This window comes from Porcincola intestinalis (assembly GCF_009696445.1).
Lineage (GTDB): Bacteria > Bacillota > Clostridia > Lachnospirales > Lachnospiraceae > Porcincola > Porcincola intestinalis.
On the sequence record NZ_VULZ01000007.1, the window covers coordinates 98,454 to 121,275 of the forward strand.

Here is a 22,822-nt window from a genome sequence, read left to right on the forward strand (position 1 = left end):
TATCTCTGCACGGTCAGATCAGCTTCTCGTCTGTCATCTGTTTCAGAACTTCCTTCAGCTTGTCCCGTGCCTCTTCAATCTTCATCCCCTTCAGCTGAGCGCCGGCCATGCTGATATGGCCCCCGCCGCCCAGCTTCTCCATGACAAGCTGGACATTCGCCTCATCTATCGACCGGGCACTGATAAAGATCTCATTCTCGTAGTCAGTCAGGACAAATGAAGCCCTGACGCCGACAATGTTCAGCAGCTCATTAGCCGCCTGCGCACCGACCACGTTCGGGCTCTTCAGCCCTCCCGGCGGAAGGATCGAAATGGCATAGGCACCCATATAGATCTCCGCGTTCCGGACTGCCTCGGCCCGCGCCTTATAGCTGTCCATGTCATCTCGAAGAAGCTTCCGGACTCTCGTGATATCCGCACCGCTTCTTCTCAGATAAGCCGCTGCCTCGAATGTCCGGGCTCCTGTCTTGGCTACAAAATTATTGGTGTCGATGAGAATCCCGGCGTACATACAGTCTGCCTCAAGGCTCCTGAGCCGGACATTCTCCTCGAAATACTGAAGGATCTCGGCGATCATCTCACAGGCGGAGGATGCCGACGGTTCAATATAGCTCAGGGAAGCATTCTCGATCTTCTCCGTGTTCTGCCTGTGGTGATCCAGCACAACCACCGTATCCGTCCGATTTAATAGCTCACCGCACTCCAGAAGCGACGGCCGGTTCGTATCCACGACAATGATGGCTGTCGATTCATCGGTCATCGCCAGTGCCTGGTCATGACTGATGAACAGCCCGTCCTTGTAATCCTTGCTCTCCTTCAGAAGCTCCAGCCACTGGCTGATCGAACCGGTCTCTGTGCCCATCACGATATGGGCCGGTTTTCCAAGCGCCCGCGCCGCCCGGCAGATTCCAACCGCTGCACCGAGACTGTCCATGTCCATAAAGCGGTGCCCCATCGCGATCACCGAGTTCTTAGTGATCATGATCTCCCGCATCGCCTGCGCCTTCACACGCGCCTTCACACGCGTATGCTGTTCATTTCTCTGGGATTTGCCGCCGAAGAAGGTCATCTGGGATGCATTGTTGACCACCGCCTGGTCACCGCCCCTGCCCAGTGCCATCTCAATCGCTGAACGGGCCTTCTCATAGTTCTCGATATAGGTTTTTCCGCCGATCCCCGCACCGATGCTCAGCGTAATACTGACTTCATTGCCGATATTGATGGTCTTGACCGATTCCAGCACAGAAAAATGATCGGCCATCAGCGCGTCAAGGCTTTTCCGGTTGAAGACAACCATGTACTTGTCCTTCTCGAGCTTCTTCGGAAGGCAGTCGTACGATGTGAAGTACTTCATGATCTGCCGGTCCACCAGAACACTGATCAGGGAACTGTGCACCTCGTCAACTCCCTCCAGTGCCTCATCATAATTGTCCAGATCCACCAGCGCCACCGCAAACCGCTGATCCCGGTTTTCCTGGCGCAGCCGATTTAGGTCAGTCTCATCCAGGAAATAGATAATATAGAAATAACTGCTCTCACCGTCCCTTGCTTCCCTGGAGATCAGCTCCGTCCCGTCAATCAGGTCATCGATCACGATTCGCTGCATGTGAGCGCGAAAGTCCATATTCTCATAGTGGACCTGCACGTCCTTATCCCACTCCGCTGCCGGAAACGTATCCTGCTGAAGCTCCGGAAACAGGGTGGCGATGTTCTTATCGTAGTCCTCCGGTTTCTTTGACAGCTCGCAGAGTCTGTCATTCATCCACAGAATCCGTCCATCCGCCGACACAATCGTCACGGGAAGCTCAATCTGGCGCAGGATCTCCTCCTGTTTCTGCCCGAAGCTCGTCGCAAAGTCAACCAGCCCCCTCAGGATTCTCGGCCGGTAATACAGATAGACTCCGAGGATCAGCACAAAGTAGCAGCAGGTAAAAAGCAGCGTCACAATGCCCGCCCTTGTACTGATCCTGAAATTGAGCGCCACCAGCACAACGAGGGAGAGGGACAGCACGACGCTCCAGCTCCAGTGCATCCCCAGATTCCCGCTGTATCTGATCCGTGGGTTATTTTTCATGCCAATATCCTACCATTCTTTCCGCAGATTCTGCCGCCCGCGCTGCCGGGCGCAGCCTGCTCAATAACGGAACACTGCAACTCCGTACGCCGGCAGGTCGTATGCGAAGGAATACAGTTTTCCATCGCATTCACTCTCGACAGCCTTGTACATCACCGGATGGCTCGTCCCGCGGCCGCCGAAGCGCGCCTCGTCTCCGTCAAGCACCAGCCGGTATGTGCACTTTTTCACACAGCCGACACGGTAATCCGGCCGCGCTACCGGTGTAAAGTTGATGACAAAGAGCAGGTTGCTCTTCCCATCCTCGGAATGGCGCAGGAAGCTGTAAATGCTCCGGTCTGCATCATCCGCATTGATCCACTCAAATCCGCGCGGATCACAATCTGCATCATACATAGCCGGCGTATTTTTATAAAGATGCAACAATTCCGTTACAAAGTCAAGCATCTGCCTGTGCCTGGGTTGCTGAAGGAGGAACCAGTCCAGTTCCCTGTCTTCCGACCACTCGCGCTCCTGCGCGAAATCCTGACCCATGAACAGCAGCTTCTTGCCCGGATGCCCGAACATGTATGTGTAGCCGCACTTCAGATTGGCAAATTTGTCATCATAAAGCCCCGGCATCTTGTTGATCATCGAGCACTTCAGATGGACAACCTCATCGTGCGAGAGCACCAGGCAGTACTTCTCGGAGTACGCGTACGTCATCGCAAATGTCATCTTGTTATGATTGAACTTGCGGAAATACGGATCCAGCTTCATGTATTCGAGGAAGTCATGCATCCAGCCCATGTTCCACTTCATCGAGAAGCCCAGTCCATCGTCCTCCGGCCTTCCCGTGACCTTCGGCCATGCCGTCGATTCCTCGGCAATCATCATGACGCCCGGGTGCTTGCCTCTGACGACGGAATTCAGATGCTTGAAGAACTCGATCGCCTCAAGATTTTTATTACCGCCATACTTGTTCGGTACCCACTGTCCGTCCTTGCGGCCATAGTCCAGATACAGGATGGACGCCACGGCGTCGACCCGCAGGCCGTCCACATGGAACTCCTCAATCCAGTAAAGTGCATTGGCAATCAGAAAATTCTTAACCTCAGACTTGCCGAAATCAAAGACCTTTGTCCCCCAGTCCGGGTGTTCTCCCTTGCGCGGATCCGCATATTCATAGCACGGTGTCCCGTCAAACTCCGACAGCCCATGGGCATCCTTCGGGAAATGAGCGGGCACCCAGTCCAAAATCACGCCAATGCCATGGCTATGCAGATAATTCACCATGTAGGCGAAGTCCTCCGGGGTCCCGTACCGGGATGTCGGCGCATAGTAGCCGGTAACCTGATAGCCCCAGGAACCATCAAACGGGTGTTCCGCGATCCCCATCAGCTCGATGTGCGTGTATCCTGTTTTCAGCAGGTAGTCAGTGATGGAATGCGCAAAATACCGGTAGTTGTAGAATCCGTCCTCATGTTCACCGTGCGGATGACGCATCCAGCTCCCGATATGGCACTCGTAGATAGAAATCGGCGCCTTGTCCTGGACAAAGTCATTCTGCCTCCTCATCCATCTTCCGTCCGTCCATTTGATCGGACTCAGATCCGCGATGATAGATGCCGTTCCCGGGCGGTACTCTGCCTGGTTCGCATAAGGGTCCGCCTTGTACAGCTTTCTTCCATCCTGTGTGTAGATCAGATACTTGTACATCTGTCCAGGCTGCGCCGACTCGACAAAGGTCTCCCAGATTCCGGAGGGCTCCTTCTTTTCCATCGGGATGTTGCTCTCATTCCAGCCGTTGAACTCCCCGATCAGCGTGACGGCCGCCGCATGAGGCGCCCACACAGCAAAGTGAATGCCCTTCCGTCCCTTGTACGTGGAAGGATGTGCACCCAGCTTCTTATAGATGTCGTAGTGAACGCCCTTGTCAAACAGGTACTGATCCAGATCCCCGATAAATTCAGGCCCCTTTTCCGGAACCTTCCCTGCCGGTTTCTTCTTCGGCTCCGCTGCCGCCGTTACCTTCTTCGGCTCTGGCGCCGCTGTCACCTTCTTCGGCTCTGGCGCCGCTGTCACCTTCTTCGGCTCCGGCGCCGCTGTCACCTTCTTCGGCTCCGCCGCTGCCGTTACCTTCTTCGGCCCCGACGCCGCCGTTACCTTCTTCGGCTCCGCTGCTGCCGTTACCTTCTTCGGCTCCGGCGCTGCCGTTACCTTCTTCGGCTCCGGCGCTGCCGTCACCTTCTTCAGCTCCGCTGCTGCCGTCACCTTCTTTGGCTCCGTTTTCCCAGCCTGTTTCTTTCTCATCGCTTCGCTTCCTCCCTGATTGAGCAGATAAACTGCGCAGCCATCCGCCGGCAGCGTGACGTGAAGCTGTCCCTGTTCCTTCTTAACTTCATCCAGCGACAGCAGGTCAACCACAGTATCTCCAATATCCGGAATCCGGATCCACAGCTCGGCAGGCTGACTGTCGTTATTAACCGCGACCACAACCGCCTCCTGATCTCCGATCCTCGCAAATGCATACTGCCTGTTTGTCAGAAGCAGCTCCCTGTACCGGCCATTTCCAATCACCGGATACTCCTGCCTGAGCGCTCCGAGCTTCTCAAGGAATTCTTCCAGCCCCGGGATGGGCGGGTTCTGACTGATCTTCTCCAGGTCGATCTGCGGCCGAAGCCCCCAGTCTCCGTTTTCCTTCCGTCCGCCGATGCCCCACTCTGATCCGTAATAGATGGACGGATCGCCCGGCAGTGTATAAAGAAGCGTATACAGCGGAAACAGCTGCTTTTTATCGCTCAGCTTCTCCACAACCCTTGAAACATCGTGGTTGTCTGCAAAGGAGTACAGCACCCGGCCCCTGTATATTCCGCCATTCTCATCGAACTGTCTCCGGATGGTATGGGCAATCTCGAAGTAATTGTGTGACTCATGTCCGGACCAAAGCCCCTTGTTCAGCTCATAGTTCGTGACAGAATGAAGCATCTCCGGATTCGCCCAGCGCGCATAGTCGCCGTGGATCACCTCTCCCATCAGCCAGAAATCCGTTTTTTTCTCCAGGACCACGCGGCGCATCTCCCGGAGAAAATCAAAATCAAGGCAGTCCGCACAATCCAGCCGGATGCCGTCAATATCAAACGAATCGATCCAGAAACGAATCGCATCGAACAGATAGTCCTTCACCTCCGGATTTCTGAGGTTCAGGTTGACCAGATCGCCCGATCCCCGCCACGTCTCATAGGAGAACCCGTCGTGATAAGCGCTGTCCCATCCAAAATTGATGCCCTTATACCAGTCCTTGTATCTCGATTGCTCCCGGTTCTTCTGAATATCCCGAAATGCAAAAAAATCACGTCCTGTATGGTTGAAGACCCCATCGACGACCACCCGGATTCCTGCCTCATGACAGGAGCGTACAAATGCCTTGAAATCTTCCTGATCTCCAAGACGTCTGTCCACCATCCGGTAATCGATTGTGTCGTACCCATGCCTGGATGACTCAAAGAGCGGTCCGATATAGATCGCCCCGACATGCAGATCCTTCATATGCGGAATCCATCCATTCAGCTTTCTGAGGCGGTGAACCACCTCTCCTCCCTGATTCTCATGAGGAGCTCCCAGAAGTCCCAGTGGATAGATATGATAAAAAACTGTGTTATCGTACCATTCGCTCAATGGTGCCACCCATCCTTTCCCGCACTTTTTCGCAGCTTTTCTACAGCATCCGGTTCTTTCAGCAACCCACTTAAAAGAGCCACCGTCAGCCTGCTAATAATTATATGATTTGCACAAACATAAGTCAACGAAGGCCCCATTTCCGGGCAAACCTGCCTGCGCGGGATCCTTCCCTGTTCCTGCAGCGCTTCATCCATCTGCCAGCAGCGTAGCGGAGGGCTGCGGAGCAGCATAACCACGGTATATATGCGTACGGGCACCGGAAAAGGGTCCTCCCGATTTTCCGATGCCCGTCTGTCTGCTGTCATTCAGCGTATCAGCTTTCAGCATACTGGTCTTCAGTCTGTTTAAGCTGTCTTTGTTGCTACTGTCTTTGATTCTTCCGTCTCAGCGGTCTTCCCTGAAGTACGGCAAGCCCAGTGCTGCCGGCGGCTGGTTCTCCTTCTTGTTCAGCATGCTCATGATGATGAGCACCGCAATCGTGACAAGATATGGAAACGTCTTGTAGATCTCCTTGATGGCCATGTTTGTTCCGGTCGGAATGTAAAGATACAGAATGTACAGGCCGCCGAACAGGATGGATGCAAAGATGCTCAGGTCCGGTCTCCAGACCGTGAAGATGACAAGCGCGATGGCAAGCCAGCCCCTGTCGCCGAAGGCGTTGTTCGACCAGACACCGGATGCATAGTCCATGACGTAGTACAGGCCGCCGAGTCCTGCAATCATGGATCCGACGCAGGTCGCGATGTATTTGTACTTCGAGACATTGATCCCGGCCGCGTCCGCCGTGCCCGGATTCTCTCCGACCGCCCGCAGCTGGAGACCGAGCCTTGTCTTTCTCAGAAACAGCGCGGCCAGGATTGCGATGATGATCGCCGTGTATGCCAGGAAGCCGTATGAGAACAGCAGCTTTCCGATCACTCCCGTCTTATCTGCAAACGGAAGCGTCTTCTGGAAGCACCCGGAGGTCGCCCGAAGTGAAATGGACGGGACGTCCGACCCCGTCAGCTTGATCAGCGATCCGCCGAAGAAGTTTCCGAATCCGACACCGAAAGTTGTCATTGCAAGACCGGTCACGTTCTGGTTTGCCCTCAGGTTGACCGTCAGGAAGCAGTAGAGCAGTCCCATCAGGAGAGACCCCAGGAGCGAACAGAGAATCGGAATCGCGATTCCAAGGAACGGATTGATGGATGCATTCACTGCCGTCAGGTGGTTCTCATAGAAGAAAGAACCGATGACACCCGAGATGGCACCGACGTACATGATGCCCGGGATGCCAAGGTTCAGGTTTCCGGATTTCTCGGTGAGAGTTTCGCCCGTACTGCCGAGCAGAAGCGGAATACTCTGTTTGACCGCACTTGGAATAAACGCTACAAAGTTAAACATTTATTTCGCCTCCTTCTTCCGGACAATTCGGTACTGGATGAAGAACTCACATCCAATCAGGAAAAAGATGATGATGCTCGTCAGGATATCCGAGAATGACTCGTTGAGGTTAAAGTTCGTCGCCACCTCGCCGGCCCCCTTGGACATGAACGTAATCAGGAAACTCGTGAAGATCATGCCAAATGGATTGAACTTTGCCATCCACGCAACCAGGACAGCTGTAAAGCCCCGCCCGTTTGCAAGGGTTGTCGTGATGGTGTGGTCCGATCCAGCGACAAGCATGAAACCGGTCAGTCCGCAGATGGCGCCAGACAGCAGCATCGTCCGAACGATGACTCTTCCAACCCGGATACCGACATATCTTGCCGTATTTTGGCTCTCTCCGACAACCGCCAGCTCATAGCCATGCTTGCTGTACTTCATATAGCCGAAGATAAAGACGGTCACCGCCGCCGCGACAATGACAGTCAGCAGGTACTTGTACCGCCCGATGACCGGCAGCCAGCCGGCGTGACTGGACTGATTGATGATGCCGACCTTTCCGGAGCCCTTCGGTTTCTCCCAGAGGATGATAAAGTATGCGCAGAGCTGAATCGCAACATAATTCATCATCAGGGTGAACAGAGTTTCATTGGTGTTCCACTTCGCCTTGCAGACCGCCGGGATCAGCCCCCAGATGCCTCCGGCAATGACCGCTGAGACAAGACTGAGCAGAATCACCAGTCCATTCGGCAGACGGCTTCCAAGCGTGATCATACAGGCAGCCGTTGCGAGGCAGCCGATCATGACCTGTCCCTCGCCCCCGATGTTCCAGAACTTCATTCGAAACGCCGGCGCCATCGCCAGGGAGATCAGAAGAAGGACGGAAAGATCCTGCATCATAACCCAGAACCGTCTCTGCGAGGCAAAGCTTCCGCCGAAGATGGTCACCATGACGTCGAATGGGCTTTCCCTTGTCAATGCCCAGGTGACAACCGCACATACAAGGATGGCACACAAAAGCGCAAGCGCTCTGATCGCCATCGCCTTGTACCAGGTGATCGCAGATCTCTTTACGATATGAAGTCCCGTACCGTTTTTCGTCTTATTCTTCATGATGCGCCTCCCAGCGAAGTCATCAGCAGGCCGACTTCATTCTTGTTTGCCTTCTTCCCATCCAAAATGCCGGACACCTTTCCTCCGCACAGGACAAGAATGCGGTCCGCCAGTTCCAAAAGCACATCCAGGTCCTCGCCGACATAGACGACCGCGACTCCCTTTTCCTTCTGTTTATTCATCAGGTCGTAAATCACATACGACGAGTTGATGTCCAGTCCCCGCACCGCATAAGCTGTCAGGAGAACGGTCGGATTGGATGCGATCTCGCGCCCGACAAGCACCTTCTGGACGTTGCCGCCCGAAAGTCTTCTGACCGGTGTGGAAAGGCCGGGCGTGTCGACGGAAAGCTCCTCGACGACCTCCTTCGCCAGATTCTGCGGAATCTTCCGGTTCGTGAACGGACCCTTGCCCTTCCGGAAGGAACGCAGCATCATGTTATCTGTCAGATCCATGTTCCCGACCAGCCCCATACCGAGCCGGTCCTCCGGAACGAATGACAGAGCGACGCCCATCTCGGCGATGGCCTCGGGATCCTCCCCTACAAGACTTCTCTTTTTGCCATTGTCATCGATGTAGGTGATCTCGCCGGAATCGATCTTCTGAAGACCTGCAATCGCCTCCAGAAGTTCCCTCTGACCGCTCCCGGAAATCCCCGCAATTCCCAGTATTTCTCCCGAGCGGATATCGAAGGAGACGTCATCCAGCTTCCGGATGCCGTCCACGCTGCTGACCGTCAGTCCCTTCACGACAATCCTCGGCTTTGCATCCTGCGGCTCCGGACGCTCGATATCCAGCTTCACGGCATGGCCGACCATCATATCGGTCATCTCCTGCGTGTTGGTCTCCGAGGTCTTCAGGTTGCCGATGAACTTCCCCTTGTTCAGGATATCCACCCAGTCGGAGATCTCCAGCACCTCATTCAGCTTGTGCGTGATGATGATGATCGCTTTTCCATCCTTCTTCATGTTCCGAAGAACATCGAAGAGGCGCTCCGTCTCCTGGGGCGTCAGAACGGCTGTCGGCTCATCCAGGATGAGGATATCCGCCTTGCGGTACAGCATCTTCACGATCTCAACCGTCTGTTTCTGTGAGACAGACATATCATAGATCTTCTGATTCGGATCCAGCTCAAAGCCGTACCTGTCGCAGATCTCGGAAATCCGCTTCGAGGCCGCCTTCAGGTCGAATTTTCCTTCATTCAGCCCGAGGATGATGTTCTCAGTCGCCGTCATGACGTCCACGAGCTTGAAGTGCTGATGAACCATGCCGATTCCCAGATCCAGAGCGTCCTTCGGAGAGTGGATAAACTCCTCCCTGCCGTTGATGTAGATATGGCCGGAATCCGGGTAGTAGATACCGGAAAGCATGTTCATCAGCGTTGTCTTTCCGCTTCCGTTCTCTCCCAGAAGAGAGAGAATCTCCCCCTTGTAGATGTCGATCGACACGTGATCGTTTGCAACTACCTTTCCGAATGTCTTGGTAATGCCGCGCATGCTGACGGCGGGCTGTTTGTTATCCACTGTCGCACCTTCCCTTCACTGAAGAAGGCAGCACAGGTCTTGCTCCCGTACTGCCCTCCTCTTAATTGTCAGAGACGATCTCTCTGCCTGGTATTCAATGTGTCATCAGCCAAAGTTGGTATCCAGAAGCTTGATGCCATCAATGCCGGCTGCGTTGTCCGCGTCAACCAGATCGAAGTACGGAGCACTTCTGTATTCAGACTCATGGAAATATCCATCCGACACGACCTTGGTATCCGGCGTGTAGTTGTCATCGGTATCTACATCTGCCAGATAGCTGTCGTCAAGCGCTGCCCCCTTGAACGTGAAGGCGGAGGTGTCAAATACATGAACGGTACCTGCCTCAAGTTCCTTGGTAACCTCGTCAAGCTTCTCCTGTGTTCCCTCTGCAGCGACACTCGTGTTGAGATCTGTCAGCTTGACAGAGCCGCTTGCAAGTGTTCCTGTCCAGTCAGCCGGGATCTCCTTGCCCTCTGCAACGGACTGCATCATAAACTTCATGTACGGAGCCCAGTCAATTCTGGAGGAAATCAGATAGGTGTTCGGGCATGCATCCTGCGTGGACCCGTTGTAGGAGACATCCGGAACCCCTGCTTCCTCGCAGGCTGTAGGAGCACCCATGGAATCTGCATGCTGGGAAATGAGCACGCAGCCGTCGTTGATCAGGTTCTTTGCGCCTTCCTTCTCAGCCGTCTCATCATACCAGGATCCGGTGAAGGTAACCTCCATCGTTGCACTCGGACACTGAGATCTTGCGCCAAGGAAGAAGGAGGTGAATCCGGAGATAACCTCTGCGTAGGTGAAGGCGCCGACATAGCCGATCTTCGCCTTGTCCTCGGTAATCTTGCCGTCCTTGATCATCTCGTTGAGCTTCATGCCCGCTGCGACGCCGGCCAGATAGCGGCCCTCATAGATGGCAGCGAACGCGTTGTGGTAGTTGCTCAGTCCTTCGGTGTGCGCCTTCGTTCCGGTTGCATGGCAGAACTGGACATCCGGGTACTCCTGGGCTGCCTGGATCATGTAATCCTCATGTCCGAAACTATCCGCAAAGACTGCCGCGCATCCCTGGTCTGCAAGGTCTGCAGCCGTCTCGTAGCACTCCTGGCCTTCCGGGACATTGGTCTTCAGGATAATCTGGTCATCTGAAAGACCGAGTTCCTTTGCCGCTTCCTTCGCTCCGTTGATGAAATTCAGGTCGTAGGTTGAATTCTCATCGTGAAGGAAAATGAAGCCGAACTTCATATCGGACGGAATCGTCACATCCGCCTCCGTCTCAGCTCCCGCAATGAAAGCGCCACCGCTTGCCTGACCTTCCGTCTGGGCTTCAGTCTCCCCCGCAAATGCCGGGCTGCAGGCTGTTGCAGCCATTGCCAAACTCAGAAACACAGCAATCTGTTTTTTCATCCTCACTACCTCCTGGCGTCAGCAAAAACGCAAAATTAATAAGGAACTAGCTAGAGTATAACAGCGCGTTTTGTCAGTGTCAATGAACGATATTACCATGAATTCAAAATATTTTTATATAAGCTGACAAAATGTTAGAATACCGCTCCAATATCCCAACATTTTCTGTCTGAATGCCTAAATCGGAATGGTTTCGGATCGTTTGCCGGGTTCCGTAATTATTACGGAATTATATCGATGTTACCGCAGATCCTTTGCTTTCAGGATCACCCTGTTCTGTTCGTCGTAGCGCTTCTTCGCAGACTGAATCCTGCGGAAGAATTTCTGCGAATTCCGGATCGCACGGCTTGTCAGCTCCACGACATTGGTGATCGATACCTGTTCGCCCGACTTGGCCGCTGCATCCAGCCTTGCCCTGAGCGCTTCCCTTGCGTCTTCCGAGAGCGTGCAGTCCTGGCTCTCCGCATAAAGCTGACCGAAGTTCACCAGATCCTGGCTGCTGAACGTCGGGATGTAGATCTGCGCCGTGAACTTCATCGTAAAGCGCGGATGGCGCATCAGGAGGTCATGAATATACCGCTGTTCATCCTCCAGAATCATGATCATCCCGTCTGTCCGGAATTCCATCGCCGTTGTCAGCTGATCGACGATGCTGTCTTCCAGATCTCCGGCCTCCTCGACAATCAGGACCCCTCCCGCAATCTTTGCGATCGTTGCCGCAATGTCCTTGCGGTTCAGGTCAGCCGCGTAAATCCGCGCCATCTTGACCGAATGCGTCCCCATGTCCTCCGCGACAGCCTTTGCGATGCCCGTCGCGATCGTCGTTTTTCCACAGCCATGCCCGCCCAGAATCAGGACATTGCCTGTGCGGGATGTACGGTCTCCATTCCGGCTCTCTGCCTGCTCGATTGCTTTTGCAATCTGTTCCTCCAGATTTCCGATCCCGAGGAATCCCGAGAACAGCTCTCTCTGATAAGGCTTCAGGTAGGATCTGCCGGCTGTCACCTGCGGTTCTCTGACATCCGTCTGCGGAAGGACCTCGCGCATGGACTGCTCAGACGTCCGCTGGACAGTCTCTTTCTCTGAGGCAGCATGCGGCTGCTCATCTGCCGGCTGCCTCTCCTGTTTCTGCCTTGATGCTTCCGCGCGGGCTGCGGCTGCCTGCCCAAAAGGCTGAATCCCATCTTCCGGCTGTCCCTGCGATGCCGCTGTTTTTCCTGCATCCTCTTTCTTGGCCTGCGCTTCAGCCTCCGATGCAATTTGCTCCGCAACTCTCTCGCCGGCCGTCTTTGCCTTCAGCTCTCTCTGTCGGAACTGTTCGTGAAGCTTTGCGATTTCCGCTGTCGGAAGAACCCTTGTCTTTGCATCCAGGATATCCTCTACCGGTCTGTTCTTCCAGTCCTCCGGGCGGAAAGATGCCGCCTGTTCTCCTGCGGTACCTGCTGACGGCTGCGCTGCTTCTGCGCCTGCTGATGAATGCACGGCTGCATCGGCTGACGGCTGCGCTGATGCATCTGCTGCCTGCGGTGCTTCCTCGGATGCTGACGGCTGTCTCGCGGTGCCTGCTGACGGCTGCACAGTTGTATCTGTCGGCTTCTGTGCTTCTTCGGGTGCTGACGGCTGCGCTGCTGCATCCGCTGACGGCTGAACTGCCGCATCTGCCGATGGCTGTGCTGCTGCATCTGCTGACGGCTGAACTGCCGCATCTGCCGACGGCTGTGCTGCCGCATCGGCAGTCTGATATCCCTCTGTGTCTTCTCCTTCTGCAGCATCAGTGCGATTTTCAGACAGCGCACCATCTGCTTCCTGCGGCTGCATGGTGACGTGATCCATATCTTTTCCCTCCGAGATCACTCTGCGGACGGCATCCCCCTTGTCCTCCATGGACAGAAGGATGTCGTCAATCGTCAGCTTCGGCGCCTCTGCTTTCTTTTCCTCCGGCTGATTGATCCCAAGGGACATCCCCAGCCCTCTGGATACGACAGCCTCCTCCTGATCTTCCTTCGACTCTTCGATCGCACGGTCAAGCTGCTGCTCCTCCTCATCGACCACATCTCTCGGTCCGATGCCGGATATGATTTTTTTCATGCTCTCTGACAGATTCTGCTTCAGATTTTTCTCATCGTAATGAACGCCTTCATCAACCGGCCCTGACAGCTGATCTGCAGCAGGCTGCGCACTGTCACTGTCCGCAGAAGATGTCTGTGAGAAAGCCGTCTCCGGCCGCATAGCGTCCTCTGCCTTCCGCTGCAGCATCTCTGTATGATCCGCCTGTGCGGAAGCCGCCGCCTGCGCAGCCGGCTGTTCACTGGGCTGACCGGCTGACTGTTCATCTGTCTGTCCAACCGGCTGACCGGCTGGCTGCTCAACAGGCTGGCCTGCGGACTGTTCATCTGACTGCCCGACTGGTTGCATCTGCTGCGGGCCCCCTGCAGTTTCCTGTGCAGCGGGCTGACCGAGCGGCTGCTCTTCTTCCCGCCGGGCTGTCTCAGCCTCCGCCTGCTGTTTTGCCCGTGCTGCCCTCGAGATATCCTCCGCAAGCTCCGACTTGATCGCATCCTGCTGGATCGTTGCACGCTCTGCCCTCGCCTGCTGCAGATAGGAAGCCTCGGACTCCTCGTCCTGATCATCATCCTGGGCCACTTCATCAAAGCGGCTGTCATAAATCTCCTGCTGCCTTGGGGTGAGCGGCGCGATCTTCTTTTTCAGCTCCAGCGCCTTGATTACATATTTACCACTCTGGTACCAGAGCACCAGATCGTCACAGGTGTTGATACATTCCTGCGTCCTTCCGGCCTCCTTGTAGAGCTTCGCCAGCTCGTAGGACCAGCGCTCGCTGTCCTTTTCCTGTGCCAGGTATTCCTTCAGAATATTGATCTGCTCGTCCAGTGACGATCCCCTGCCCCTGTAGATTTTGTACTTCAGGATATACTTGTTGTTGTCCCTCGGCGCCGCCTGAACAAACTCGGAATAATACTCGATCGCCTCATCAAACTGTCCCAGAGCAATGGTACACTCCACCAGCCTATACAGAACTGTCCGGCCAAGGGGGCTCCTGCGATATGCCCTGAGCAGAAGATTCTTGCTCATATCATAGCGGTTCACCGCCTCATAGACCTCGCTGATCATCAGAAGCGTCTGGACATTCCGGACTCTCTTCCAATCGATCGAATCCGCCACCTGCGCCGCAGAATTGTAATCCTCAACGGCAATCAGCCGGTTGATCTCACTCAGTTTCTCCTGGTACTCTTTTTTATCCACTTCTGTCACCTCACTGGCATCAGCCAAGTTCCATTTCAAGGCTTCCGCTCATCATCAGATCGTTTTCCGCTTCCCGGCTCCTTCTGACATGCTTTCCTCTCAGAACAGAACCCTCCGCCCATGTATGGGGAGAAAGGAGGATCAGTACAGGAAGGATCTCCAGTCTTCCGGCAATCATATCAAAAATCAGCACACAGGTGGAAAATGCGCCATACCCGCTGAAGTTTGAAGCCGGTCCAACTCCTCCAAGCCCCGGGCCGATATTGTTCAATGTCGCCGCCACCGCGGAAAAATTCGTCTCAAGTCCGAAGTTGTCGACTGAAACCAACAGAACCGAAAGCCCGAACACCACGAAGTATGCTGTAATAAAGACATTGATGCCTCTCAGTACTGCGTGATCCAGCACCTTTCCGTCATAACGGATCTTGCGGACATCATTCGGATGAATGACGCTGTCCAGCTCTTTCATGATCGCCTTGAACACCACCTGGATTCGGGATACCTTGATGCCGCCTCCCGTGCTTCCGGCGCAGGCGCCGACAAACATCAGAAGTATCAGAATCCATTTGGAGAAGGCAGGCCAGATGTTAAAATCCGTGGTTGAAAAACCGGTTGTCGTGATGATGGATCCGACCTGAAAGGCCGCATCCTTGATCGCCAGCCCGATGCTTGTATAGGATCCCCGTATATTGATCGTCATCAGAGCAACGGCTGCCCCGATGATTCCATAGTAGGTCATCGCCTCCGACACCTTCGGCACTTCCCGGATTCTGCCCATCATGATCAGGTAGAACACACTGAAATTTGTCCCGAACAGGATCATGAAGACCGTGATCACAACCTGCTGGAAGATCGTATATGTTGCACAGCCCGAATTCAGGACTGAGAACCCGCCCGTTCCGGCTGTCCCGAAGGTAATGCAGAGCGCGTCAAACAGCGGCATCCGCCCGAGCACCAGAAACAGAAGCTGCAGGACTGTCAGGAAAATGTACATCTTGTAAAGAAGACCGGCTGTCTGACTCGCCTTCGGCACCATCTTCTTGACGCTAGGGCCCGGACTTTCCGCCTTCATCAGGTACATCGCACTTCCCCCGGATGCGAGCGGAATAATGGCCATGACAAAGACCAGAATGCCCATTCCGCCTACCCAGTGCGTGAAGGAACGCCAGAACAGCAGCCAGTGCGGAAGCGCCTCGACATCTGACAGGATAGAGGCGCCGGTTGTCGTAAAGCCGGATGCCGTCTCGAACACAGCATCAAACATATCCGGAATATGGCCGGACAGCTTGAACGGAAGCGCCCCGAAGATGCTGTACAGAAACCAGATCAGCGCGCAGATGACAGCTCCCTCCCGCGCATAGATCCTGTGGTGACACGGTCTGGAAACGGCTCCCAGAAGGAGTCCCGCCGCCGTTACAATCCCCATCGAGACAAGCAGCCAAATCACGCTGGCCTCCCGGTAGATCGCCGCCACGATGGCGGAGGGCGCCATAAACCCGGCCTCAAAGACCAGCATCCACCCCAGAATCCGGAATATCATTGCATAATTCATGGGATATCACTTTTCAAAAATATCATCGATATCACTGACCCCCTTGAGGGAAGTGATGACCACTGCCGTATCGCCCACCTCGATCCGGTCATCGCCCCTCGGAAGAATCACCTTTCCCTTTCTGGAAATGCAGGCGACCAGCGCCCCCTGCCGGAACTTCATATCCCTGAGCGGGATATTCTTGTGAGCAAATGAATCCCTGATCAGAAACTCCAGTGCCTCTGCCTGGTCATCCATCATCCGGTGAAGCGTCTCGATGTTGCTTCCAAAAGAATTCTGCATCGCCCGGACATAAGTCACGATGTGCTCCGCCGTAATGTTCTTCGGAGCAATCATCGTGTCCAGATCCAGCTGGTCAAACACCTCCGCGAATGCACTTCTGTCGACCTTTGTGACGATTTTCCGAATGCCCATCGACCGGGCGAACAGCGACAGGATGACATTCTCCTCATCAATTCCGGTCAGTGCGACAAAGCCTTCCGTCCGGGCGATTCCCTCCTCGACCAGAAGCTCCTTGTCCGAGGCGTCGCCGTGAATGATGGTCGCCTTCGGAAGCAGATCCGCAAGCTGCTCGCAGCGCGAAAGTTCCTTCTCTATGATCTTGACCTGAATCCCGGAGCGGATCAGAATCCGGGACAGATAATACGCGATATCCCCTCCCCCGGCGATCATCACATTTCTGACCGCATGGGTATTGAGTCCGATTCTCCTGAAAAACTCTGTCTGCTCATCCCCGGGAGCTACAATTGAGATAACATCCCCCGACCTCAGTACCGTGTTTCCCTGCGGAATGACCATCTCGTTGTCACGCTCCCGCGTGCATACGAGCACATGGCATTTGAGCCGTTCGTGAAGCTCGTTCAGATTCATTCCATCCAGCACGGAATCCTTCGGGATCCGGAAATGAAGCAGCTCTGCCTTTCCTTTGGCAAAGGTGTTGATCTCGATCGCGCTCGGGAACTTCAGAACCCGCGCCACCTCCTGCGCCGAGGTAAATTCCTGATTGATGACCAGCGCCAGCCCCAGCTCTTCCTTCAGGAACCCGGCCTCCTGGTTATACTCCGGGTTCTGAACCCTTGCGATGGTCTGGCAATGTCCCGCCTTTCGTGCAATCAGGCAGACAAGAAGGTTCACCTCATCCACGCCTGTCACCGCGATCACCAGATCGGCATGTACAATGCCCGCTTCCTGCAGAACCTGGTAGCTTGCTCCATTTCCTGAAAAACCCATGACATCAAACCGGTCGCAGATCTGATTCACGACAGAATCGCTCTTGTCCACGACTGTGACATCATGCCCTTCCCGGCACAGATCGGCACAGAGCTTCGCTCCGACCTTCCCGCACCCTACAACTATGATATTCATATCGTCCGCTGGAATCTGTTCAGATTCCGATTTCCCCGTTGCGCCTCAGTAGTTCTTCCGTTTTTCTGTATCCTGCACTGAAGCCCGATGCAGGCTGTCTGCAGGTGCCATCCCGGCCGCCTGTACAGAAGACAAAAATGCACAGTAACTATACCACGATTGCCGGTGGGTGGCAATCGGAGGGAAACAGCGTAAACGGACGATGCATCATCGGACACTGCATCCTGGTTGTATGTCCTGTGCGCTGATGCTAGACTAACGGAAAAAGGAGGATATGAACGATGCATCATCCGGATCAACTGGATCTGAGAAACGAGACAGAAGATAAGGATCAGACGAAACCCGGGATTCCTTCCGGCAAACGGCTTCTGACAATACAGGACATATCCTGTATCGGGAAATGTTCCCTCACCATTGCGCTCCCGGTCATCTCGTCGCTGGGTATCGAGACGGCCGTTCTTCCGACCGCACTGCTCTCCACGCATACCCTGTTTGACGGCTTCACCTTTCTGGACCTGACAGACCAGATGGTTCCCGTCACCGACCACTGGAAAAGACTGGGATTCTCATTCGACACCATCTATTCCGGTTATCTGGGGTCTGTGAGACAGATGGAGATTGTTCAGGATATCATCCGGAAATTCCAGGGCACTCAGAATCCGCTCGTCATCATCGATCCTGTCATGGCGGATTATGGAAAGCTCTATACCGGTTTCGACGAAGCCTTTGCGAAACAATATGCTGCCTTCTGCGGCTGTGCGGACATCATTCTGCCCAACCTGACAGAGGCGCATTACCTGACAGGTCTTCCCTACCTGGAAAGATATGAGAAGGATTATATTCTCGATCTGCTGAAAGCACTGTGTGCGCTTGGTCCGGAGTGGGCTGTGCTGACCGGGGTCTCCCTCAAAGATGGTCAGACAGGTGCCATGGCAAGAAACAGCAGAACCGGGGAGGTTGTCTCCTGTTTTACAGACCGCATTCCGGGGAACTATCACGGCACGGGAGATCTATTCACCTCCGTTGTCGCCGGTACCCTGACAAGGGGGCTTCCGCTGAAAAAAGCCCTTCGGCTTGCGGTCGACTATGTCCGGGAAACAATCCGTGTGACGCAGGCATCCGGCAGACCGGACAGCTACGGAGTCGAATTCGAGGCAACACTCCCGGCTTTGATCCGGCAGGCAGATCAGCTCTCCGCTTCGCCACAGCCATCTCCTTCCCCTTGAGACGCAGAATAACGGTTTTATAAGCCGCCATTATAAAGAAGGAGCCGGTGACTCATCTCACCGGCTCCGGAACGATTGACTTGAACGATTTACACTTCGAGTAGCTATTCAGTTGTGATCTTTCTCACATACGAATCGGAGGATTCTTCCCTGCTCTTCTATGACTCAAGATGCTGTGCTCTACAGCACCATCGCATAAAATAAATAATTGATATCGATCTTCGTTCCCTTTCTCGTCAGGAACGGATTCTGAAAATCATCTTCCCAACTTTCTACTGCAAGAATTCTTAACGATAGAATCTTATCCGGCAGCTTGCTTTCAATATAACAAGTGAAAGGCGCTTCTGTCGGTTCTCTACTTTTCTTCTCCGATTCTCGCTCTATACTGCGATTCCAGAAAACCGATCATCAGAAATCTTTTTCGCAGGGACCTGTCACTCTGCCTCTGTTATATTGAACTGAACTGTACGGTGTTCCACTGTCGATTTCCATCGGTCCAGCCCTCCTTTCTGCGATCAGACCCATCGGTTATGGATTCTTCTGTTTCCTCTGACTTTCAACCGATGTTCTTTGTGTAACTACATACTAGCAAAGGGCACTTGTATTGTCAATACGATTTGATTATATTTTTAATATTTTTGTATTATAATTGTTTCATATTATTATTGTATATATAATTTATACAATCCAGACAGTTCAGCCAGGTACCCATCCTGCCGCATCACACTGAAACGCCGCTCAAGCCTGGCGCTCATGCAGCTTCCGGTTGTAGTTGATCAGGCAGCCGTCCATGATGATTTCACGCTCATGGTCGGTCAGCTCACCCAGTGTCATATAGAACTCTTTCATGGCGCCGTTCTTCACGACAAAGCCCATGATACGGTCGCGCTTCTCGGCGACAGCCGCCCGAATATCCGGAAGGAAGACCCAGTCTCCATTTGCAAACGGGAGATCGCCCTCCCCGATCACAAGCGGAAGCATGCCCCAGTTGATCAGGTTCGAGCGATAACGCTTTGTCGCATACGAAAATGCAATGTTCGCCCAGCCGCCGAGCACCTTCTGGCAGGAAGCAGCCTGTTCTCTCGCAGACCCGTCTCCCGGCTTCACCGCAAAGATGGTCGAACCGACACCGAACGCCTTCGGGTCCTTGAAGCTTTCAACGACACCAGGGAGCTTCTCTGCGATCAGGCTGACTGTGTCCTGATAGGAATCCGCAAGCGGCTTCGAGCCCGCATCCTGTGTCTCTGCTGCGGAAAGCGCGGATGCAGGATCTTCTCCCGACTCAATTGCCTTCTGCACCAGCTGCACCTGCTTTGCCCGCGGCACATACGCCGGATCCTTTCGGGACAGCGTGAACTCCGCAAGTCCCAGCGGATTGGAACGGTAAGAGCTTGTCTCCCCGGACGGGATCAGCTCATCGGTCGTGGTCACCGGATCATGAATCTCGGACACAACACGCAGGAGAAGATTCTCCGGCAGCGGACTCATCGCCGGCCAGTCCTTGATATTCGGCCCGAACACCAGCTCTTTCTCCGGCTCCGCCTTTCCCCAGGCATTGAACACACGATTCTCGTAAATTGCCTTGTCAAAATGGTACTCCGGCTCGCTGTACTTCACATCCATCTCTGTCGCAGCTGTCAGGAAGCCCTTGTTTGCCGCCGTCGCTGCGATGGAACGCGCATCCATCAGCGCAACCGAAGCAATCTGGCCATTCTGCACCTTCGAGCCTTCCCGATTCGGGAAGTTCCGGGTCGAATGGCGGATGGAGAAGGCCCCATTTGCAGGGGTGTCGCCCGCACCAAAGCAGGGTCCACAGAACGCTGTCTTGACAACACAACCGGCTTCGATCAGATCAGCAAAGCGGCCATCCTTCACCAGCTCCATGTAAATCGGCATGGAAGCCGGGTAAACGCTCATCGTGAACTCGTCGTTGCCGATCGAATGGCCACGGAGAATGTCCGCAGCCGCGCAGATATTCTCAAATCCGCCGCCTGCACAGCCGGCGATGATCCCCTGGTCGACATAGAGCTTCCCGTCCACAATCTTGTCCTGAAGCGAATAGCTGATCTTTCCGCCGAAGGAAACCTTCGCACGCTCCTCCACATCGTGGAGCACGTCCTTCAGGTTCTTCTGCACATCCTCAATGGCATAGACATTGCTCGGATGGAACGGCATCGCGATCATCGGGCGGATTTTAGACAGGTTCACGCGGATACAGCCATCGTAATAGGCAAGGCTGCCCGGATTCATTTCTCTGTAGGCGGATCTCCTGCCGTGGATCTCATAGAAGTTCTTTGTCTTCTCATCTGTTCGCCAGATCGAGCTCAGGCAGGTTGTCTCCGTCGTCATCACATCGACACCGATTCGGAAGTCTTCACTCAGGCGTCCGATGCCGGGTCCGACGAACTCCATGACCTTGTTCTTGACATAACCCTTGTCAAACACCGCGCCGATGATGGCCAGCGCAACATCCTGCGGTCCGACCCCGGCTGCCGGCTCTCCCTCCAGATAGACTGCAACGACGCCGGGCATGTCGATGTCGTAGGTCTGGCTGAGCAGCTGCTTGACCAGCTCGCCGCCGCCCTCTCCCATCGCCATCGTCCCGAGTGCCCCGTAGCGGGTATGGGAGTCAGAGCCCAGGATCATCGCCCCGCACTCGGCAAGCATCTCGCGTGCGAACTGGTGGATGACGGCCTGATGCGGCGGGACATAGATGCCGCCGTACTTCTTCGCCGCTGAGAGGCCGAACATATGGTCATCCTCATTGATCGTACCACCGACAGCACAGAGCGAATTGTGGCAGTTCGTCAGGACATACGGGATCGGAAACTGCTCCAGGCCGGATGCCCTCGCTGTCTGGATGATGCCCACGTATGTGATGTCATGAGATGCCATCTTATCGAAGCGGATCTGGAGCTTCTCATCATCCCCGGACAGGTTATGGCTGTGAAGAATCGACCATGCCATCGTCTCCCTGCGCGCCTGCTGCCTGTCCGGTTCCTTTCCGGTCATCTGCCGTATCCGGGCCGAGGCCTCCTCCGTATCCGGCACGATATCGGTTCCATTGACCAGGTATACACCCTTCTCAGATAATTCCATATCTTCTCCTGTATTCATACATGAGGACGCCATGATCTCCGGCATCCGCCGCTGGTTACATCATATCTTCGGATACAGCAAAAGGGGCATTCCCGGGATCTTCTCAGATCCTGAGGATACCCCCTCCGGTTATTCAGGCCTTCTTCATCAGGCAGCCTGATCCTTATCTCTTGGACAGCTCAGCAGCCTTGCCATCGGATCCAAGGACATCCTTGATCTTGTGTGCAACGATGTCATGGACGTTCTGGCGGCCGACCTTCAGATACTGACGCGGATCGAAGATGGACGGATCGTCAACAAAGGTCTTACGGATACCAGCGGTCATGCCAAGACGAAGATCGGAATCGATGTTGATCTTGCAGACAGCGCTGCGTGCAGCCTGACGAAGCTGATCTTCCGGAACACCAATGGCATCCTTCAGAGCACCGCCGTTTGCGTTGATGATCTTGACATACTCCTGCGGTACAGAGGAAGCTCCGTGGAGGACGATCGGGAAGCCCGGCAGTCTCTTGACAACCTCATCGAGGATATCAAAACGAAGCTGCGGCTTTGTGCCCGGCTTGAACTTGTATGCGCCATGGCTGGTTCCGATTGCGATTGCAAGGGAATCAACACCGGTCTCGCCGACAAATTCCTCAACGTCGTCCGGATTGGTGTAGGAGGAATCCTCCGCCTTGACAGCGACAGCATCCTCGATGCCTGCCAGAGTGCCAAGCTCAGCCTCAACGACAACGCCATGAGCGTGTGCGTACTCAACAACCTTCTTTGTCAGCTCGATGTTCTCCTTGAACGGCTTGGAGGAAGCATCGATCATGACAGAAGTAAAGCCGTTGTCTACGCAGTCCTTGCAAACCTCGAAGTCTGCACCGTGATCCAGATGAAGAACAACCGGCAGGTCCGGATGAATCTCAAGAGCAGCCTCTACAAGCTTTACCAGATAGACGGAGTTAGCGTACTTTCTTGCTCCCTGGGAAGCCTGAAGGATGACCGGAGAATTCAGCTCGGCAGCTGCCTCGGTGATTCCCTGGACAATCTCCATGTTGTTGATGTTGAAAGCGCCAATTGCATAGCCGCCCTTGTATGCCTTCTGGAACATCTCGGTAGATGTGACTAATGACATGATTTTTCCTCCCTTTTTGAGTTGATAAAATCTGTTTGCGGGCGGGCAGACGCTTTTCTG

12 protein-coding genes and 1 pseudogene are annotated in these 22,822 nt (G+C 54.4%); 1 reads left to right on the top strand and 12 read right to left on the bottom strand.

Annotated features, from left to right (window positions below; genetic code table 11):
• Positions 1–13 precede the first annotated feature (13 nt).
• From FYJ35_RS07960 to trkA, 10 genes and pseudogenes are all read right to left on the bottom strand, one after another.
• Positions 14–2,074, bottom strand: coding sequence for a DHH family phosphoesterase (locus FYJ35_RS07960; protein ID WP_154525329.1), 2,061 nt, complete (start codon positions 2,072–2,074; stop codon positions 14–16).
• Positions 2,075–2,134: 60 nt separating this feature from the next.
• Positions 2,135–4,111: a 1,4-alpha-glucan branching protein GlgB gene (glgB, locus tag FYJ35_RS15220; protein ID WP_408634776.1), complete on the bottom strand. Its 1,977-nt coding sequence runs from the start codon at positions 4,109–4,111 to the stop codon at positions 2,135–2,137.
• A gap of 291 nt (positions 4,112–4,402) precedes the next feature.
• Positions 4,403–5,602, bottom strand: a pseudogene (locus tag FYJ35_RS15225) (alpha-amylase family glycosyl hydrolase); the annotation flags it as partial.
• Positions 5,603–6,118: 516 nt separating this feature from the next.
• Positions 6,119–7,117, bottom strand: coding sequence for an ABC transporter permease (locus FYJ35_RS07970; protein WP_154525333.1), 999 nt, complete (start codon positions 7,115–7,117; stop codon positions 6,119–6,121).
• On the bottom strand, positions 7,118–8,212 hold the full coding sequence (locus FYJ35_RS07975) for an ABC transporter permease (protein WP_154525335.1): 1,095 nt from the start codon (positions 8,210–8,212) through the stop codon (positions 7,118–7,120). It lies immediately after the preceding gene.
• On the bottom strand, positions 8,209–9,708 hold the full coding sequence (locus tag FYJ35_RS07980) for an ABC transporter ATP-binding protein (protein WP_154525435.1): 1,500 nt from the start codon (positions 9,706–9,708) through the stop codon (positions 8,209–8,211). The genes FYJ35_RS07975 and FYJ35_RS07980 overlap by 4 nt, the downstream gene beginning before the upstream one ends.
• Positions 9,709–9,840: 132 nt before the next feature.
• Positions 9,841–11,145 carry a BMP family ABC transporter substrate-binding protein gene (locus FYJ35_RS07985; protein WP_408634774.1) on the bottom strand — a complete coding sequence of 435 codons (1,305 nt, stop codon included), beginning with the start codon at positions 11,143–11,145 and terminating at the stop codon, positions 9,841–9,843.
• Positions 11,146–11,379: 234 nt separating this feature from the next.
• Positions 11,380–14,400 carry a hypothetical protein gene (locus FYJ35_RS14980; protein WP_154525339.1) on the bottom strand — a complete coding sequence of 1,007 codons (3,021 nt, stop codon included), beginning with the start codon at positions 14,398–14,400 and terminating at the stop codon, positions 11,380–11,382.
• 19 nt (positions 14,401–14,419) lie between these two features.
• Positions 14,420–15,952: a TrkH family potassium uptake protein gene (locus FYJ35_RS07995; RefSeq protein ID WP_154525341.1), complete on the bottom strand. Its 1,533-nt coding sequence runs from the start codon at positions 15,950–15,952 to the stop codon at positions 14,420–14,422.
• 6 nt (positions 15,953–15,958) lie between these two features.
• Positions 15,959–17,317: a Trk system potassium transporter TrkA gene (trkA, locus tag FYJ35_RS08000; protein ID WP_154525343.1), complete on the bottom strand. Its 1,359-nt coding sequence runs from the start codon at positions 17,315–17,317 to the stop codon at positions 15,959–15,961.
• A 281-nt stretch (positions 17,318–17,598) separates the two neighbouring features.
• On the opposite strand from trkA, the gene FYJ35_RS08005 reads away from it, so the two are divergent.
• Positions 17,599–18,543, top strand: a complete 945-nt coding sequence (locus FYJ35_RS08005) for a pyridoxamine kinase (protein WP_154525345.1) — start codon at positions 17,599–17,601, stop codon at positions 18,541–18,543.
• Positions 18,544–19,281: 738 nt separating this feature from the next.
• Here FYJ35_RS08005 and FYJ35_RS08010 read toward each other — a convergent pair.
• Entirely contained in the window at positions 19,282–21,642 is a 2,361-nt protein-coding gene (locus FYJ35_RS08010; RefSeq protein WP_154525347.1) for a hydratase, read from the bottom strand.
• Positions 21,643–21,805: 163 nt separating this feature from the next.
• Positions 21,806–22,762 (bottom strand): class II fructose-1,6-bisphosphate aldolase, encoded by a 957-nt coding sequence (gene fba / locus FYJ35_RS08015; RefSeq protein ID WP_154525349.1) that lies wholly within the window; start codon positions 22,760–22,762, stop codon positions 21,806–21,808.
• Positions 22,763–22,822: the final 60 nt, after the last annotated feature.

Excerpts from the sequence above, each read along its gene's own strand:
- fba (WP_154525349.1), bottom strand. The coding sequence starts at position 22,762 with ATGTCATTAGTCACATCTACCGAGATGTTCCAGAAGGCATACAAGGGC.
- FYJ35_RS08005 (WP_154525345.1), top strand. The coding sequence starts at position 17,599 with ATGCATCATCCGGATCAACTGGATCTGAGAAACGAGACAGAAGATAAG.
- FYJ35_RS07980 (WP_154525435.1), bottom strand. The coding sequence starts at position 9,708 with ATGCGCGGCATTACCAAGACATTCGGAAAGGTAGTTGCAAACGATCAC.
- FYJ35_RS07995 (WP_154525341.1), bottom strand. The coding sequence starts at position 15,952 with ATGAATTATGCAATGATATTCCGGATTCTGGGGTGGATGCTGGTCTTT.
- trkA (WP_154525343.1), bottom strand. The coding sequence starts at position 17,317 with ATGAATATCATAGTTGTAGGGTGCGGGAAGGTCGGAGCGAAGCTCTGT.
- FYJ35_RS08010 (WP_154525347.1), bottom strand. The coding sequence starts at position 21,642 with ATGGAATTATCTGAGAAGGGTGTATACCTGGTCAATGGAACCGATATC.
- FYJ35_RS07960 (WP_154525329.1), bottom strand. The coding sequence starts at position 2,074 with ATGAAAAATAACCCACGGATCAGATACAGCGGGAATCTGGGGATGCAC.
- FYJ35_RS07975 (WP_154525335.1), bottom strand. The coding sequence starts at position 8,212 with ATGAAGAATAAGACGAAAAACGGTACGGGACTTCATATCGTAAAGAGA.
- FYJ35_RS07970 (WP_154525333.1), bottom strand. The coding sequence starts at position 7,117 with ATGTTTAACTTTGTAGCGTTTATTCCAAGTGCGGTCAAACAGAGTATT.